Annotated in this window: 12 protein-coding genes and 1 tRNA gene; 2 read left to right on the top strand and 11 right to left on the bottom strand. The window is 67.3% G+C overall.

The window, feature by feature from the left end:
* Positions 1-6: 6 nt before the first annotated feature.
* The 11 genes from AC1RNL_RS10315 to AC1RNL_RS10365 all read right to left on the bottom strand — a co-directional run bounded on the left by AC1RNL_RS10315 (position 7) and on the right by AC1RNL_RS10365 (position 14263).
* Positions 7-1011: a hypothetical protein gene (locus AC1RNL_RS10315; protein WP_492935150.1), complete on the bottom strand. Its 1005-nt coding sequence runs from the start codon at positions 1009-1011 to the stop codon at positions 7-9.
* A 73-nt stretch (positions 1012-1084) separates the two neighbouring features.
* Positions 1085-2161, bottom strand: coding sequence for an ABC transporter ATP-binding protein (locus AC1RNL_RS10320; protein WP_492935151.1), 1077 nt, complete (start codon positions 2159-2161; stop codon positions 1085-1087).
* A 28-nt stretch (positions 2162-2189) separates the two neighbouring features.
* The gene (locus tag AC1RNL_RS10325; RefSeq protein ID WP_492935152.1) at positions 2190-3536 is read right to left on the bottom strand and encodes an ABC transporter substrate-binding protein; all 1347 of its coding nucleotides are present in this window, start codon (positions 3534-3536) and stop codon (positions 2190-2192) included.
* A gap of 44 nt (positions 3537-3580) precedes the next feature.
* A complete protein-coding gene (locus tag AC1RNL_RS10330; RefSeq protein ID WP_492935153.1) occupies positions 3581-4450 on the bottom strand; it encodes a carbohydrate ABC transporter permease in 870 nt (289 codons plus the stop codon).
* Complete coding sequence (locus tag AC1RNL_RS10335) at positions 4447-5346, bottom strand: carbohydrate ABC transporter permease (RefSeq protein ID WP_492935154.1); 900 nt, start codon at positions 5344-5346, stop codon at positions 4447-4449. The genes AC1RNL_RS10330 and AC1RNL_RS10335 overlap by 4 nt, the downstream gene beginning before the upstream one ends.
* A 102-nt stretch (positions 5347-5448) precedes the next feature.
* The gene (locus AC1RNL_RS10340) at positions 5449-8460 is read right to left on the bottom strand and encodes a type I restriction endonuclease subunit R (RefSeq protein ID WP_492935155.1); all 3012 of its coding nucleotides are present in this window, start codon (positions 8458-8460) and stop codon (positions 5449-5451) included.
* Positions 8457-9704: a restriction endonuclease subunit S gene (locus tag AC1RNL_RS10345; RefSeq protein WP_492935156.1), complete on the bottom strand. Its 1248-nt coding sequence runs from the start codon at positions 9702-9704 to the stop codon at positions 8457-8459. The genes AC1RNL_RS10340 and AC1RNL_RS10345 overlap by 4 nt, the downstream gene beginning before the upstream one ends.
* The gene (locus tag AC1RNL_RS10350) at positions 9701-10648 is read right to left on the bottom strand and encodes a virulence RhuM family protein/type II toxin-antitoxin system death-on-curing family toxin (RefSeq protein ID WP_492935157.1); all 948 of its coding nucleotides are present in this window, start codon (positions 10646-10648) and stop codon (positions 9701-9703) included. Before AC1RNL_RS10350 ends, AC1RNL_RS10345 begins: the two co-directional genes overlap by 4 nt.
* A complete protein-coding gene (locus tag AC1RNL_RS10355) occupies positions 10645-12258 on the bottom strand; it encodes a type I restriction-modification system subunit M (protein WP_492935158.1) in 1614 nt (537 codons plus the stop codon). The genes AC1RNL_RS10350 and AC1RNL_RS10355 overlap by 4 nt, the downstream gene beginning before the upstream one ends.
* 287 nt (positions 12259-12545) lie before the next feature.
* A complete protein-coding gene (locus tag AC1RNL_RS10360; protein ID WP_492935159.1) occupies positions 12546-13535 on the bottom strand; it encodes a hypothetical protein in 990 nt (329 codons plus the stop codon).
* Between the two features lie 652 nt (positions 13536-14187).
* Positions 14188-14263 (bottom strand) — tRNA-Ala (locus AC1RNL_RS10365).
* Positions 14264-14345: 82 nt separating this feature from the next.
* Here AC1RNL_RS10365 and AC1RNL_RS10370 point away from each other — a divergent pair.
* Together AC1RNL_RS10370 and AC1RNL_RS10375 are read left to right on the top strand one after the other, a co-directional pair.
* Entirely contained in the window at positions 14346-15713 is a 1368-nt protein-coding gene (locus AC1RNL_RS10370; protein ID WP_492935160.1) for a TrkH family potassium uptake protein, read from the top strand.
* Positions 15706-16413 carry a potassium channel family protein gene (locus AC1RNL_RS10375; protein WP_492935161.1) on the top strand — a complete coding sequence of 236 codons (708 nt, stop codon included), beginning with the start codon at positions 15706-15708 and terminating at the stop codon, positions 16411-16413. Before AC1RNL_RS10370 ends, AC1RNL_RS10375 begins: the two co-directional genes overlap by 8 nt.
* Position 16414 lies beyond the last annotated feature (1 nt).

Consider the following 16414-nt stretch of genomic DNA (forward strand, 5'->3'; position numbering starts at 1 on the left):
CGCAGCTCAGCCCGCGCCCGCCTCCTGGGCCCGCTCGTCCGCCAGGCGGGCGCGGCGCTCCTCCTCGCGCTTCGAGTACGCCGCGGCGCGGATCGCCTCGTCGGACTCCAGGCCGGTGCCCAGCGCGCCGCCGAGCGTGGCCACGGATGCGACGAACCACGTGAGCACGAAGATGTCGGCGAACTCGATCGAGCCGTCGGTCACGGCCGGGTCGAGCACGAACAGCGCCCAGAGCAGGTTGACGACGTACAGGGCCAGGTAGCAGATGACGACCCCGACCGTCAGCGTCAGCAGCGTCGAGGTGTTGTAGAGCCGGGAGCGGTCCCGCGCCTGCGGCGAGTCGTCCTCCGGCCGATCCCACAGCTCGCCGTCGATCACGATCCAGGCGACGACGATCGCGATCGACGCGATCGTCGCGAGCCACAGCCGCCAGCCCGACAGCGAAGCGGCGAGCATCCAGAAGGTGGGCTCGACGGTCGCGACCGCGCCGGTCGCGAGGGCCGCGACGAGCGCCGACTTGAGCCCCGCGGCGAGCAGCCACGGCCGGTTGGCGAGCACCATGCCGAGGAGCACGCGCCCGCGACCGCTGAGGCCGGGCAGCCGCACGCGGTGCCCGTCGGTCTCGGTGGTCTCGGCCATGCCGCTGACGAGCCGGCGCACCGTGCGGCGGGCGCGGCTCTGGATGCGGAACCCCCCGAGGCCGGGGAGCGAGAGCACCGCCGACTGCTGCCGCGGATCGACCGCCGCGAGCAGGTAGCGGCCGTCGTCGTCGCGGAGCGGCAGCTCGGTGACCCCGATCACGAGATCCCACTCGCTCCTGTCGCGCAGGGTGCGCAGCCTCTCCAGCGCGGTGTCGACGGCCTCCGAGCCGAGCGTGAACGGCGTCGTGAGGAGCTCGATGTCCCACCCGTCGCGGTCGTCGCTGCCGGGCGGCACGAGGTCGGTCATGCGGCGCGCCACGATGGTCGGCGACGCCGGGTCCGCCACGAGGCCCACTCGGATCGGCGCCATCTCCGCAACATACACCCGTTGCGTCGGCCGCGCGGCGCGAGTTCCGCGCCGCTCCGGCGCGACGGGCCGCGCGTCAGCGCACTCGGTGCCCGGAGGAGGGCTCGAACGCGATCACGCTCGAGGGCGGCACGGCGAAGGCGAGCCGCTCACCGATCGCGGGCCGGGCGCCCTTCGGCAGCCGCGCGGTCCACCGCGCGCCGTGCCCGGAGCCGTAGACGAAGGTGTCGGAGCCGAGCTCCTCGACGAGCTCGACCGCGATGCGCACGAGCGAGGCGTCGTCGCCCGGTTCGGCGACGATCTCGAGGTCCTCGGGGCGGATGCCGTAGGTGAGCGCGGTGCCCGAGTGCGGCCGGGACGGGTGGAACGGCAGCCGCAGCCCGCCCACCTGCGCGCCCTGCGCATCCGACCACGTCCCCTCGACGAGGTTCATCTGCGGCGAGCCGATGAAGCCGGCGACGAAGAGCGTCTCGGGCTCGTCGTAGAGCTCGCGGGGCGTGCCGACCTGCTCGATGCGGCCGTGGTTCATGACGACGACGCGGTCGCCCATCGTCATCGCCTCGGTCTGGTCGTGGGTGACGTAGACGGTGGTGACGTCGAGGGTGCGCTGCAGCGCCGCGATCTGGCCGCGCGTCTGCACGCGCAGCTTGGCGTCGAGGTTGGACAGCGGCTCGTCCATGAGGAAGACCGCGGGGCGGCGAACGATCGCGCGGCCCATGGCGACGCGCTGCCGCTGCCCGCCCGAGAGCTCGCGCGGCTTGCGGTCGAGCAGCTCGTCCAGCTCGAGCAGCCCCGCGGCCTCCGCGACGAGCCGCTGCCGCTCGGCGGCCGGCACCTTCGCGTTCTTCAGCGAGAACTCGATGTTGCCGGCCACCGTCATGTGCGGGTAGAGCGCGTAGCTCTGGAACACCATGGCAACGTCCCGCCGGCTGCCGTCGAGGCCCGTCACGTCGCGGTCGCCGAAGGCGATGCTGCCCGTGTCGGGGAACTCGAGCCCGGCGAGCGCACGCAGCGTCGTCGACTTGCCGCACCCCGAGGGGCCGACGAGCACGAGCAGCTCGCCGTGCTCGATCTCGAGGTCGATCGCGTCGATCGAGGGCCTCGAGGCGCCCGGGTAGGTGAGCGTGACGTCGTGCAGCGAGACGTTGACCATGGTGATCCGTTTCCGTGAGGTGCGGTCGTCAGCCCTCGAGCTGGGGCCGCAGGTCGTTCTCGTACAGGCCCTCGAGCTCGGCCTGGAGCGCCGCGAGCGACTCCTCCACGTCGGCGTCGGTGGTGAGGATGCGCTGCAGCGCGGTCGCGAGCGCCAGGTCGCCGCCGGGGAGGAACACGCGCAGGTAGTCCTGCGTGCGCGTGCGGCTCTCGAGCTGCTCGACCGCCACCTCGAAGTTGGGGTTCTCGGCATACAGCGCGCTCGCGTCGGCGTCGGAGCGCACCGGCATGTAGCCCGTCTGGCTCGAGAACGCGACGGTGTTCTCGGCGCTCGTCAGGTGGTCGGCGAGCATCGCCGCGGCGAGCTGCTCCTCGGGCGTCGAGGCGGCCGAGATCGCGACGCCGGCACCGCCGGTGGGCACGACGAGCTCCTGCTCGACGGGGCCGCCGGGGAGGAAGGCGACGCCCACCTCGAAGCCGGCCGTCTCGGTGACGCCGCCGAGCGAGCCGGTCGAGCCGATGAACTGGCTTGTCGCGCCGGCCGCGAAGTCGTCGGCGGGCGAGCCGCTCGACACGTTCGCCCAGCCGTCCTGCACCGCGTCCTGCGCGAACTGCACGGCCTCGACGGTGCCCTCGCTCGTCACCGCGCTCGCGTCCCACTCGTCCGACCAGCCGCCGCCGTAGCCCCAGACGAGGTTGTTCATCATCCACGCCGGGTAGTCCTCGGCGGGCGGGAAGCTGAACGCCGTGTCGGTGACGCCGGCGTCGACGAGCGCCAGCGAGTGCTCGCGCACCTCCTCCCACGTCGTGGGCGCCTCAGTGAGGCCCGCCTCGGCGTAGTGGTCGGCGTTGTAGTAGTAGATCGTCGTCGAGCGGGCGTACGGCACCGCGTAGTGCGCGTCCTCGTAGAGGTAGTCGTCGAAGAGCGTCTCGTTGTAGGTGCTGGTGTCGCCGCCGGCCGCGGCGAAGGCGTCGTCGAGCGCGAGCAGGGAGCCGTTCACGTGGTTGGTGAACCAGGTGGCATCCGACATCACGACGAGGTCGCCCACGTCGCCCGAGGTCTGCGCGGTCTGGAAGCGCTGCGAGACCTCCTCGTAGTTGGCGCCGGCGGTGACGATCTCCACCTCGATGCCGGTCTCCTCGGTGAAGCCGTCGACGAGCTGCTGCTCGATCTCCTGCGAGCCGCCCGGGTGGTTGGTCCAGAAGCTGATCGACTCGGCCGGCTCGACCGAGGCCCAGTCGACCTCGGCGGCCGCGTCGGCGTCGGTCGCGCCGACGGCGGGGCCGCAGGCCGTGAGGCCGAGCGCGGCGACGCCGAGCGCCGCGACGGTGGTGGTGACGCGCTTCGCGCGCGTCTGGCGGATGCGGTGGGACATGGATGCTCCTCGGTGGTGGTGGGTCTGTGGTCGGTCAGGGAGGCTCACTTGACGGCGCCCTGCGTGAGCCCGCTCACGATGAAGCGCTGCAGGGCGGCGAAGACGACGAGCACGGGCACGATGACGAGCACGGCGCCGGCCATGAGGTAGCCGTAGCTGCCGGTCTGCCCCTCGATCGACTGCAGGAGGTTGAGGCCCACGGGCAGCGTCATCGTGTCGACGGAGTCGGTGATGATGAGCGGCCACATGAAGCTGTTCCACTCCCCCACGATCGTCACGAGCGCGACGGTCGCGATCGTCGGCGCCGAGACGGGCACGACGATGCGCCAGAGGCGCTTGAGGTGGCCGGCGCCGTCGAGCTTGGCCGCCTCGAGCAGATCCTTCGGCAGCGTCTTGAACTGCTGCCGCAGGAGGAACGTGCCGAACGCCGTGCCGAGGCCGGGCAGGATGATGCCCCAGAGCGTGTTGCGCCCGCCGAGCGCCGAGATGGTCATGTAGTTCGGCAGCAGCGCCGCCTCGGGCGGCACCATGAGCGCGACGAGGATCGCGATGAAGACCGCGTGCGCGAAGCGGAAGTCGACGAAGACGAGCGCGTACGCGGTCGTGATGGCGAGCACGACCTTGATGGCCGAGCCGACGATGGTCACGACCAGGCTGTTGCGCAGCACGGTGAGCAGCGGCACGGTGTCGGCGACGTGCCGGTAGTTGTCGAGGCTCGGCTCCTGCGGCCAGAGCGTCGGCTGCGTCGTGATGATCTCGCCGGGCGGCTTGAAGGAGGCGATCGCCATCCACAGCAGCGGCAGCACGATGATCGCGACGGCGAGCAGGATCGGCAGGTAGCCGCCGAGCACGGTCGCGAGCAGGTTGCGGCGGGAGAACGCCTGGCGCCAGTCGGCGAGATGGGTGGAGCTCATGCGTAGTGCACCCGCCGCTCGACGAACCGCATCTGGAAGGCGGTGATGGCGAACAGCACGACGAAGAGCACGACCGAGATCGCGGCGGCGTAGCCGGCGTTCTGGTACGGCCCGAAGCCCTGCAGGAACAGCTCGAAGACGATCGTGTTGGTGCCGTTCCCCGACGGCGTCATGATCTTCAGGATGTCGAACGCCTGCATCGAGCTGAGGATGGTCGTCACCGTCAGGAAGAAGACGGTCGGCGACAGCAGCGGCAGCGTGAGCTTGAAGAAGCGCGTGAGCGCACCGGCGCGGTCGATGCGGGCCGCCTCGATGAGGTCGCTCGGGATCGACTGCAGCCCGGCGAGGAACACGACGGCGCAGAAGCCGAGGTGCTTCCAGACGTAGACGATGATCACCATGACGAGCGCGAGGTCGGCGTCGAGGTACCACTCGGGCGAGCGGGCACCGAAGGCGCGCAGCACGTGGCCGAGCACGCCGAGCTGCGGGTCGAAGATGAAGTTCCACACCATGCCGACGCCGACGCCCGAGAGCACGTAGGGCGAGAAGATCGCGGTGCGGCCGGCGGTGACGCCCGGGATGCGGTGATTGAGCGCGAGCGCGACGAGCAGCCCGAGCACCATCGAGGCGACCACCGTGACGACGGTGAACGTGATGGTCACGCGCCACATCTCGGCACCTTGCGGCGAGGTGAACAGGCGGATGTAGTTGTCGATGCCGGCGCTCGTGGCGCTCGTCGCGCCCATGCGCCAGTTGAGCGTCGAGAAGTAGGCGTTGCTCAGCAGCGGGTAGTAGACGAATGCGGCGATGAGCAGCAGGTTCGGCCCCGCGAACGCCAGGAAGACGAGCGCATCGCGGCGCCGCTGGCGCTGACGATGCGGGTTGGCGGTGGGCACCCGCCGACACTCTCCAGCCGGGTTGAACCGTAACTGTCGTGCGGCCGTCCCGCCGGGGTGGGTTAGGTGAACCGAGCGTGCCGGAGCTTCACGCGTGGGGGACTACCCCAAGCCGAAGAAGCGATCGAAGAACTGCACGAGGCGACCCAGCACGCGCTGCTTCTTCTCGGCGTGGCCGCCGTCGGCTGCGAAGCGCGAGACCGGCGGCAGCACCGTCGTGATCACGGTGCCGGCCGTGCGGATGGCACCATCCCGGAAAGCCGCATCGATGAAGCTCCGAGTCGCGATCGGGCGCAGCCCCTCCGCAGCGATGATGGACTCGAGCTCCGCCGTGCGCTGCGCAGCTACGAAGGCGCGCCACTCCTCATCGACCTCGCCGTCGACCGAGAGCGAGTCGACGAAGGCCTCGATGAGATCCTTCTTGTTTCGCAGTGACGGGCTCGCGTCGATCGCGCGGGTGATGGCGGCGCGAATCTCGATGTCGTCGCCGTCGCCGGCTTCCCGGGCGCGCTGCACGAGCATCAGGATGTAGTCGACGTTGATCTCGACCTGCTTGATGAGCTCGATCTCGAAGATGACGTCGTCGTTGATCGACTCCTTGTCGGCCTCCGCCTCGCGCCGGAACTCCGCGTAGAGGTCGAGGTAGACGCTCTGGTAGTCCTGCACCTGCCGAGCGGTGAGCATCTCCTTGCCGACGAACTCGTCGAACGCCTGCAAGATGTTGCGCAGCCGCAGGATCGCCCCGAAAGCGGCGATGAACGCCTTCTGCGCCGACTCCCCCACGATCGGCGTGCCGAGCGGGAACGACTCCAGCAGCCCGTCGACGCGCTCGGCGTACTCGTCGTAGTACTCGGCGAAGGGCTTGAGCAGCACGACGCCGCCGGCCTCCTCGTTGCCGAAGAGGGCGATCGCGTCGTTCGTCTCCTCCTCGAGGTCGCGGAAGCTGACGATGTTGCCGTAGGTCTTGACCGAGTTGAGGATGCGGTTGGTGCGCGAGTAGGCCTGGATCAGCCCGTGCGCCCGCAGGTTCTTGTCGACCCAGAGCGTGTTGAGCGTGGTGGCATCGAAGCCGGTCAGGAACATGTTGACGACGATGACGACATCGATCTCGCGGTTCTTGAGCCGCAGCGAGAGATCCTTGTAGTAGCTGTGGAACTGCTCCGACGACGTGTCGAAGCTCATCCCGAACATGTCGTTGTAGTCCTGGATCGCGTCCTCGAGGAAGTCGCGGGAGCTCTTGTCGAGCGCGTCCGTCTCGAAGCCCTCCTCGTCGAGCAGCCCGTCGGCGACCGCCTCGTTCGCGGCGTAGCTGTAGATCAGCCCGACCTTCAGCTGCTGCTCGGGCGGCAAATGCCGCTGCTGCAGCGCGAACTGGCCGTAGTAGCGCTTCGCAGCCTCGATCGACGAGGTCGCGAAGAGCGAGTTGAAGCCTCGCACGCGCTTGCCGGCGAGCGAGTAGTGGTCGGCCCGCTTGGTCTTCTGGTCGAAGTGCTCGAGCACGTACGACACGACCTGCCGCATGCGCTCGGGTGCGAGCAGCGCGCGCTCGGTGTCGATGGCCGCGACCTGCTTATCGGTGAGCGACTCGGGCAGCTTCACCGTGTTGACGTAGTCGATGCGGAAGGGCAGCACGTTCTTGTCGCTGATCGCATCGACGATCGTGTAGGTGTGCAGCTTCTCGCCGAACGCCTGCTCGGTGGTGCGCAGCAGCGGACTGCCGCCGGTGCCGGCGTTGGCGGCGAAGATCGGCGTGCCGGTGAAGCCGAAGAGGTTGTAGCGCTTGAACGCCTTGGTGATCGCGGCGTGCATGCCGCCGAACTGCGAGCGGTGGCACTCGTCGAAGATGATCACGATGTGGCCGCTGTAGATCTCGTGGCCCTTGTTGGCGGCGATGAAGTTCGAGAGCTTCTGGATCGTCGTGATGATGATGCGGGCGCCCGGGTCTGCGAGCTGGTCCGCCAGGATCGCGGTGGACTTGTTGGAGTTCGCGGCGCCCTTCTCGAACCGGTCGTACTCGCGCATCGTCTGGTAGTCGAGGTCTTTGCGGTCGACAACGAAGAGCACCTTGTCGACGCTGGGCAGCTTGCTCGCGAGCTGCGCGGTCTTGAAGCTCGTGAGCGTCTTGCCAGAGCCGGTCGTGTGCCACACGTAGCCGCCGGCGTCGACGGTGCCGAGCTGCTTGTAGTTGGTCGAGATCTCGATGCGCTGGAGGATGCGCTCGGTCGCGACGATCTGGTACGGCCGCATGACGAGCAGCAGTCCGTCGGCGGTGAGCACGCAGTACTTCGTGAGGATCGCGAGCAGCGTGTGCTTGGCGAAGAAGGTCTTGGCGAAGCTGGTCAGCTCCTGGATCGGCCGGTTGGTCGCGTCGGCCCACCACGAGGTGAACTCGAAGCTGTTCGAGGTCTTGCGCACGCGCCGGTTGCCGCTCGCCTCGGCCACGTGCTGGCGGCGGGTCGTGTTGCTGTAGTACTTCGTGAGGGTGCCGTTCGAGATCACGAACAGCTGCACGTACTCGAAGAGCCCAGCGCTCGCCCAGAAGCTGTCGCGCTGGTAGCGGTCGATCTGGTTGAACGCCTCACGGATGTCGACGCCGCGCCGTTTCAGCTCTATGTGCACCATCGGCAGCCCGTTGACGAGCACGGTCACGTCATACCGGTTCGCTCTCGCGCCATCCACCTCGTACTGATTGATCACCTGCAGCCGATTGGCGTGGATGTGCTGCTTGTCGATCAGCCGCACGTTCTTCTTCGTGCCGTCGTCGCGCTCGAGCAGCTGCACGTGGTCTTCGTGGATGCGCCGCGTCTTCTCGGCGATGCTGTCGTTCTCGCTCGCGAGGCGCGTCGAGAAGAACCGGTGCCACTCGGTGTCTGAGAAGCGGATGTCGTTGAGCAGTTCGAGCTGCACCCTCAGGTTGGTGATGAGCGCGGCCTCGGTCGTGAACGTCAGCCGCTCGTAGGCCTGCTCCTCGAGCAGCCGCACCAGCTCGCGCTCGAGCTCCGACTCCGACTGGTACGCCGTCGACGCCGCCGGATCGGCGACGAACTCCGCGACGACGGTGCTCTCGGCACTGACGGCGATCGGCTCGAACCGCATGGCGGATGCGTCACTCACGCCGCGAGCTCCTTGAACGTGAGCAGGCGGTCCCGGTAGTGCTCGTACTGCTTGCGCCGAGCCGTCAACTCCGCTGGCAGACCGCTCGACAGGTCATTTACGAGGAGATCAAATCGGTCGAGGAGGGCGGCGATCCTCTGTTGTTCCTCCATCGACGGAAGCGGGACGCGGTATGCGCCCAACAGCGTCGAACTCAGATTGTTAATCGTCGTGGACGTCAAGTTCTCCTGCAAGTAGACAGAGAATGCCTGATCGGCGAGCAGATGGAACAGGTAGCGCGAGTCTAAACCCTCTTTGACGCGCACAACAGCCATAAAGCCACCGAAGACGTACTCGGTGTCTGTATACGAATAGGCGACCTTGCCAACGTGAGCGACGCTGCCGCTGGCCGCACTGATGAGGATGTCTCCACGGAGAAGCCTCTGGTCGGGTCGCACTCGCACGGTTGGGGCGACACGTTTCACGTCCGCAAAGTTTAGTGCATTCGCTTCCAACGTGATGTTGTTCGACCTCAGTACGTGAACGGGTCCGTGAGGTTGCTCATCCGCCTTGCTGTAAGTCACGCCGCGCACATAATTGACCAACGGCGACAGGGGCACCGAGTCGACACCTTGTGCTGGCGCGAGCGTCTTCGCGCGGATATGGCCATGCTGCACGCGTCGCGCCTCTAGCTCCGCCTCTAGCTCCGCCTCTAGCTCCGCCTCTAGCTCCGTGAACTTGTCCAATACGCGCACGATCTCTTGCTGGACTTCGAGAGGCGGGACGGGAATGCGAATCTTTGCCATGGCTTCTCCGGACACGCGTCGCACCTTTGTGCCCGAGACCAATGGGCGCTTTTGATCCTGAAACGACCGCGAGTTGAAGAAGTAGGAGACGAACTTCGGCTCGAGAGAGTGCCGATAGATGAAGGCGTCGCTGCTCACTGCCACCGGCTCAGCGCCGAGCCACGCCACGGCCTTGCAGACATCCTCGTCGTTCTCGCTCGTCGTTGCGATGACGAGGTCGCCGGGCATCGCCTTGCGCGAACGAGCAGCCAGTTCTGGACTCACAAATGACTTCGTCTCCGTCGCCGCGAGGCCGAAGTGCGTGAAGAGCTGTCCGTAATGGATACAGCCGACACCGGACTCTGTGAAGTCCTTCTTCTGGATGCCGTTGCCGCGGATGAAGCTTCCCACTTCGCCGAGCGCCGCATGGCGAACTCCGGCCGGGCACAGCTCCGCGATCAATTCGTCGATCCGGCTCACGCAACACGCTCCGTAAGCATCCGCACCAGCAGCGCGATCATCAGGTTCTTCTCCTTCGGGTCGCTCATCGCGACCATGAGCGTGATCGCGGCGAGCGCGTTGTTCGAGATGCGCGGGCTGCCATCAGCGGCCTGCAGGATGCCGTTGCGCGCGAGGAAGGTCACGAACAATGCGGCTGCACTGCGCTTGTTGCCGTCGGAGAGCGGGTGGTCCTTCACGATCAGGTAGAGCAGGTTGGCTGCCTTCTCCTCGACCGTCGGGTAGAGGTCCTGGCCGCCGAAGCCCTGGTAGATCGTCGCCACGACGCCGGCGAGCGCCTCTCCCCGCTCCTTGCCGATGAGCGTGTCGCCGGGGAACTCGGCGGCCACCCGCGCGATCACCGCGCGCGCCTCGTCGATCGTCAGCTCCCAACCCGGCACGGCGGTCGGCCGCGCATCGAGGTTGCCCTCGTCGTAGTCCCGCAGCAGCGTGAGTCCCGGCACGTAGTCGGCGAGCACGTCCGCGACGCCGGCGACGAGCTCGTCGCTCGAGCGGGCGAGGATGCGCACGATCGAGCCGAGCTGCTCGAGCCGCTGCTCGTTGATCGCGTAGCCCTGCACGAGGTAGTCACGCAGGCGCGCGGTCGCCCATACGCGGAACTGGGTCGCCACCTTGCTCTTGACGCGGTAGCCGACCGAGAGGATGGCATCGAGGTTGTAATGCGCGACCGATCGGCTGACGCTTCGGGAGCCCTCCTGACGAACTGACAAGAAATCCTTGTGAGTTGCCCCCTCGTCGAGCTCTCCCTCCTCGTAGATGTTGAGGAGGTGCGAACTGACATTCTGCTGCGTCGTCTCGAAGAGCTCGGCGATCTGCTGCTGGCTCAGCCAGACGGTGTCGCCGTCGGCGCGCACCTCCAGCGACACGGCTCCGTCTGCGGACTGGTAGAACTCGATCTGCGTCATGGGCGGAGGGAACCATCGGCCGCTGACATCTCCGAAGCGTCGTCCCCAGTGCCCTCCAGGTCGGCGACGATCGCGTCGATCGCGACGCGCAGCTCCTGCTGCCGAGCGACGATCTGGGCGATCTCGGCGTTCAGCGCAGTGATGTCGACGACCTCGCGGGTGTCCTTCTGCTCGACGTAGGAGGAGACCGCGATGTTGTAGCCGTTCTCGGCGATCGCGGCATTGGTGACCAGCGTCGCGAAGTGGTCGATGCTCTCCCGGTCGGTGAACGCATCCAGGATCTTCTGCTGGTTCGGCTCGGTCAGCTTGTTCTTGTTGCCGCCCCGCACGAACTCGGCCGAGGCGTCGATGAAGAGCACCGCGTCGTCGGTCTTCGACTTCTTCAGCACGATGATGCAGGTGGCGATCGTGGTGCCGAAGAAGAGATCCGGCGGCAGCTGGATGACCGCATCCACATAGTTGTTGTCGATCAGGTACTTGCGGATCCTCTGCTCGGCGCCCCCGCGGTAGAGCACGCCGGGGAACTCGACGATCGCCGCCGTGCCGTTGACCGCGAGCCAGCTGAGGATGTGCATCGTGAAGGCGAGATCGGCCTTCGACTTCGGCGCGAGCACGCCGGCCGGGGCGAAGCGCGGGTCGTTGATGAGCAGAGGGTTGGCGTCGCCCTCCCACTTCGTCGAGTAGGGCGGGTTCGAGACGATCGCCTCGAACGGCTCGTCGCCCCAGTGCGCCGGGTCGATGAGGGTGTCGCCGTGCGCGATGTCGAACTGCTCGTAGTTCACGTCGTGCAGGAACATGTTGATGCGCGCGAGGTTGTAGGTGGTCAGGTTGATCTCCTGGCCGAAGAAGCCCTGCCGCACATTCTCTTTGCCGAGCACCTTCGCGAACTTCAGCAGCAGCGAGCCAGAGCCGCACGCCGGGTCGTAGACCTTGTTGACCTCAGTCTTGCCGACCACTGTGATGCGCGCCAGCAGCTCGGAGACCTCCTGCGGCGTGTAGTACTCGCCGCCCGACTTGCCGGCGCTCGAGGCGTACATCTGCATCAGGTACTCGTACGCGTCGCCGAAGAGGTCGATCGTGTTCGCATCGAACGAGCCGAGCGGCAGGTCGCCGATCGCGTCGAGCAGCTTCACGAGCTTCTCGTTGCGCTTAGCCACCGTGGGGCCGAGCTTCTGGCTGTTGACGTCGATCTCGTCGAACAGGCCCTTGAGGTCGGCCTCGCTGTCGGCGCCGGTCGCTGACCCCTCGATGCTGCGGAAGACGTGGGCGAGCGTCTCGTTGAGGTTCTCATCCTTCGCCGCCCAGCGGCGCACGTTGACGAAGAGCTGGCTCGGAAGGATGTAGAAGCCCTTCTCGGCGATCGTCTCTCGCCGCCCGAACTCGGCGCTCTCGTCGGTGAGGCGCGCGAAGTCGAAGGTGTCGTCGCCTGCCGCGCGCTCCTGCTCGTTGAGGTAGCTCGTCAGGTTCTCCGAGATGAAGCGGTAGAACAGCATGCCGAGCACGTAGCCCTTGAAGTCCCACCCGTCGACACTGCCTCGCAGGTCGTTGGCGATGCGCCAGATCGTCTTGTGCAGCTCAGCTCGCTGCGCCTCTTTGGTGGTCGGGGTCATCGTTGTCTCCTGCGCGGTGCGCACGTCGGCCGCCCTCGGGAGGGAATGCTTCGAATCTATCCGGGGGCGGGGACATCGCGACCTCGCCGCGCTGGCTCACGCGTGGGCGTCCATTCAGCCGCACCGGTGGCCGCCACGTCGCTCGCCACGTGAAGCGCGAGGGCCGGTCGGTGACGGTGCTCGTGCCGGACGCGGATGGCCTCTACGTGGATGGGCAGCTCAGTGTCGGCCGCTGCTGCCACCTACGGCTACTCCCGCGCTCACCGGCGAGATCATCGCAACCAGCTTCAAGCATCGCGTGAAGCCGGGCGCGAGAAGAACCGCCTGAATCCGGACATGGCGTGCGACGGCGGCTCGTTGGCGACTACTGGCCGACTGACGACCGCGTCCATAACGCTTCTCGCCCAATCCGCCATCAGCGATTGCCCGTTCGCGGAGTTCAAGAGCTCGTTGGCGCACTCCGCACGGTCAACGTCGCGCACTGCCAGCGCCGCTTGGAACTCTTTGGCCCAAGCGTCTCGTTGGAGCTGCGCGAATGCCAACAGTTCCTGGACGTCCAGAACGACTTGATGAACAGGAACACCCGGATCAGACTCAGCCTTTCTCGCAATCTGCAGGATTTCGTCGAGGATAGCTTCTTGGCCGTCAAGGTTGCACAGGCCGTCCTTGAGTCGGTCAGCTTCGCCCGCGTCGTGGTGGCTTGAGGCCTCCAACAATGCGACGCGACGCTCCTCTGACTGCTGTGCGGCCGATTCACGGAAACGCTCCAGCATTTCAACTACTTCACCCAGCGACTCACCCTCTGTGGCTGAGCCACCCAACTGATCGGTCGGAGATGCGTATGAATCCGAAATCATCGCGACTGCGACCTGCTGGCCAAGCGCGAAGTAGACATTCGTCCAAAGTTGGTCTAGGTAGAGGGGTCCTGGAACTGCTTGTGGCCGTCTCTCGGAAGCAAGTGCTGCCGCGCACAGCACCTCGCTCACTTGTTGCACCGATCGTTCCCAAAGGTCATCCAAGTTCGCCTGGACGAGCAGTGGCACCGCTTCGCTGTCCGCCAGGGGGCGTACAATTTCTGCAATGCGCTGCTCTCCTGCGGCGCGCATCTTCCGCTGATGGGCCAGGAGAACGCGGTCAAAGGCAGCTTCGGCTTCAGCGTCACGCAGGTCCTGAGCGGCCTTCTCATGACGCCGCGTTGCGGCTCGGTCAAACCGCTCTAAGTACGTCGCAAACCGTTCGGCTTGCACCCTAGTCACCATTAGGTCAGCGTAGGTCATCTATCGACTCGGAGCCTAGGATCTTCTCTCATTTCCTGTGAACGCGGCGAGCGTCCCTTCATCTATCCGCGATGCGCACCCTGACCACGACCGAGCGGGATGTGCCGCGCCCGCTCGACGGCTCTGTCAGGCCCGGTCGCCTCGCGCGAGTGGTAGCCACGGTCGGCGGCGCGGTACCGGCCGTGCGCCTTGGTGCGGCCGTCCTCGAGCGGGCAGGGCCGGATTGCGCCCCAGCCGCCCGGGGCGAGCGGCGGCCTACCCACGGCGCTGCTCCAGCCACGCGGCGACGTCGCCGGCACGGTAGCGAACGTGGCGGGCCACGCGCAGTAACGGCGAGCCCTCATTGCGCTGGCCCCAGTACTGCAACGTCCTAACGCTGACGCTAATAGCGACAGCAACCTCCCGCTCGTTGAGCAGGACACCGGGAGTGCCCGAACAGGTCGACTTGCTCGTCACCGCAGCTACATAGCCGGCCCAGGTCGCCCGCCCGGTGCGAACTCTCGCAGCCGGAACTGGCCGGTACTGTCTGGGACCAACCGGGACACGTTGGCAGTACCTCCAGCGTCTCCCCGAAGTTCGTGGCTGCAATGTGAAGACCACGCAGATTCGACACGCCCGGGATACACGAAAACCCCCGTCTGGCCGGGGGTTTTGGTGGATCTGGGGGGACTCGAACCCCCGACCCCCTGCATGCCATGCAGGTGCGCTACCAGCTGCGCCACAGACCCTCACGCTGCTCTCGGAGCAACCCGATAACTCTACAACACGTTGTGACGGGATGTCACATCGGCGGGCGTATGCTCGTCGCTCGTGCAGGCGACCCGCCCGCCCCGCTCGGGGCTGATCCAGCTCTGGGAGCGACAACACCCCGCCAGGCGCATCTTCGCCGGGTTCATCGCGCTCAACTTGACGGGCTGGGGGCTGCTGATGCTGCCCATCTCGAAGGAGGGCGACGGCGGCGCGACCTGGATCGAGGCGCTCTTCACCGCCGTCTCGGCGGCCTGCGTGACGGGCCTCACCGTCGTCGACACCGAGCTCTACTGGACGCCGTTCGGCCAGGGCGTGATCCTCGTGCTCATCCAGCTCGGCGGCCTCGGCGTGATGGTCTTCGCGAGCCTCATCGGCATCTTCGTCGTGCGCCGGCTCACGCTCGGCTCGCGCCTCACGACCGCGCAGGAGGCGCACGCCGAGGGCATCGGCCAGCTGCGCCGGCTCATCGTGAGCATCGGCACCATCGCGCTCGTCGTCGAGAGCGCCATCGCGCTCGTGCTCTTCCTGCGCTTCTGGCTCGGCCGCGGCGAGGAGCCGCTCCACGCCCTGTGGCTCGGCGTCTTCCACGCCGTCTCGAGCTTCAACAACGCCGGCTTCGCGCTCTTCAGCGACAACCTGATGGGCTTCGTCGACGACGCGTGGATCCTGCTGCCCCTCGCGACCGCGACCATCATCGGCGGCCTCGGATTCCCGGTGATCATGCAGATCCTGAAGCACGCGCCGCACCCGCGCCGCTTCTCGATGCACACGTGGCTCGTGCTCACCGGCACGGTGCTGCTGCTGACCGTCGGCACCGTCGCCATCGCGGCCCTCGAGTGGAACAACCCCGGCTCGCTCGGCGCCCACCCGACCGGCACGCGCATCCTCGACGCCTTCTTCCACTCGGTGCAGACGCGCACCGCGGGCTTCAACGCGCTCGACATCGGCGCGTTCGAGCCCGAGACGCTGCTCGTGATGGATGTGCTGATGTTCATCGGCGGAGGCCCGGCGGGCACCGCGGGCGGCATCAAGATCACGACGTTCGGCGTGCTCGCGGCGATCATCATCGCCGAGGTGCGCGGAGACCCCACCGTCACCGTCTTCGGCAAGCGCCTCTCGCGCGCCGTGCACCGCGAGGCGACCACCGTTGCGCTGCTGTCGGTCGGCCTCTGCTACGCCGCCACCGTCGCGATCATGCTGCTCACCGACATCGACCACGACCGCGTGCTCTTCGAGGTGATCTCGGCGTTCGCGACCGTCGGCCTCTCGACCGGCATCACCGCATCCGTCGGCACCCCGAGCCAGCTGATCCTCATCCTGCTCATGTTCCTCGGCCGCGTCGGGCCCATCACCGTCGCGACCGCGCTCGCCCTCCGCCCCCGCAGGCTCGCGTACGAGCTGCCCAAGGAAAGGCCCATCATTGGCTAGGCTCCGCAACCCCTTCGACGCGTCGACGATCGGCTCCGCCACCTCGGTCGCCGTCATCGGCCTCGGCCGCTTCGGCACTGCCCTCGCGCTCGAGCTCATGGCGCACGGCACCGAGGTGCTCGGCATCGACGGCGACGAGCAGGTCGTGCAGGCGCTGAACGGCGAGCTCACCGCGGTCGTCGCCGGCGACGCCACCCGCCCCGAGCTCATCGAGCAGCTGGGCCTGGCCGACTTCGACCGCGTGGTCGTCGCGATCGGCACCGACGTCACCGCCAACATCCTCACCACGAGCCAGCTGCTGCGCGTGGGCGTCAAGGAGGTGTGGGCGAAGGCGCTCGACGAGCGGCACGCGCTGATCCTGCACCAGCTGGGGGTGCACCACGTCGTGCGGCCCGAAGCCGACATGGGCCGCCGCGTCGCCCACATGGTGCGCGGCGCGCTCGAGGACTTCATCGAGATCGACGCCGGCTACGCGGCCGTGCGGCTCGAGACGCCCCTCGACCTGCTGGCGGTGCCGCTGCGCGAGCTCGGCCTGCAGGTCAAGCACGGCATCGGCATCGGCGCCGTGCGACGCGACGGCGTCTGGGTCATCGCGAACCCCGAGACGCGGCTCGAGCGCGGCGACATCCTGCTCGTGCACGGCACGACCGCCAAGGTCGAGGCGTTCGCCGCGTCGGCCGCGAAGCGCCGCGAGCCGTAGG

It is taken from the genome of Agrococcus sp. GW821-FHT14H11 (assembly GCF_058803545.1).

What these genes read in the sequence shown, in the direction of transcription:
- AC1RNL_RS10315 (WP_492935150.1), bottom strand. Translation starts at nt 1,011, where the DNA reads ATGGCGCCGATCCGAGTGGGCCTCGTGGCGGACCCGGCGTCGCCGACC.
- AC1RNL_RS10320 (WP_492935151.1), bottom strand. Translation starts at nt 2,161, where the DNA reads ATGGTCAACGTCTCGCTGCACGACGTCACGCTCACCTACCCGGGCGCC.
- AC1RNL_RS10325 (WP_492935152.1), bottom strand. Translation starts at nt 3,536, where the DNA reads ATGTCCCACCGCATCCGCCAGACGCGCGCGAAGCGCGTCACCACCACC.
- AC1RNL_RS10330 (WP_492935153.1), bottom strand. Translation starts at nt 4,450, where the DNA reads ATGAGCTCCACCCATCTCGCCGACTGGCGCCAGGCGTTCTCCCGCCGC.
- AC1RNL_RS10350 (WP_492935157.1), bottom strand. Translation starts at nt 10,648, where the DNA reads ATGACGCAGATCGAGTTCTACCAGTCCGCAGACGGAGCCGTGTCGCTG.
- AC1RNL_RS10355 (WP_492935158.1), bottom strand. Translation starts at nt 12,258, where the DNA reads ATGACCCCGACCACCAAAGAGGCGCAGCGAGCTGAGCTGCACAAGACG.
- AC1RNL_RS10360 (WP_492935159.1), bottom strand. Translation starts at nt 13,535, where the DNA reads ATGACCTACGCTGACCTAATGGTGACTAGGGTGCAAGCCGAACGGTTT.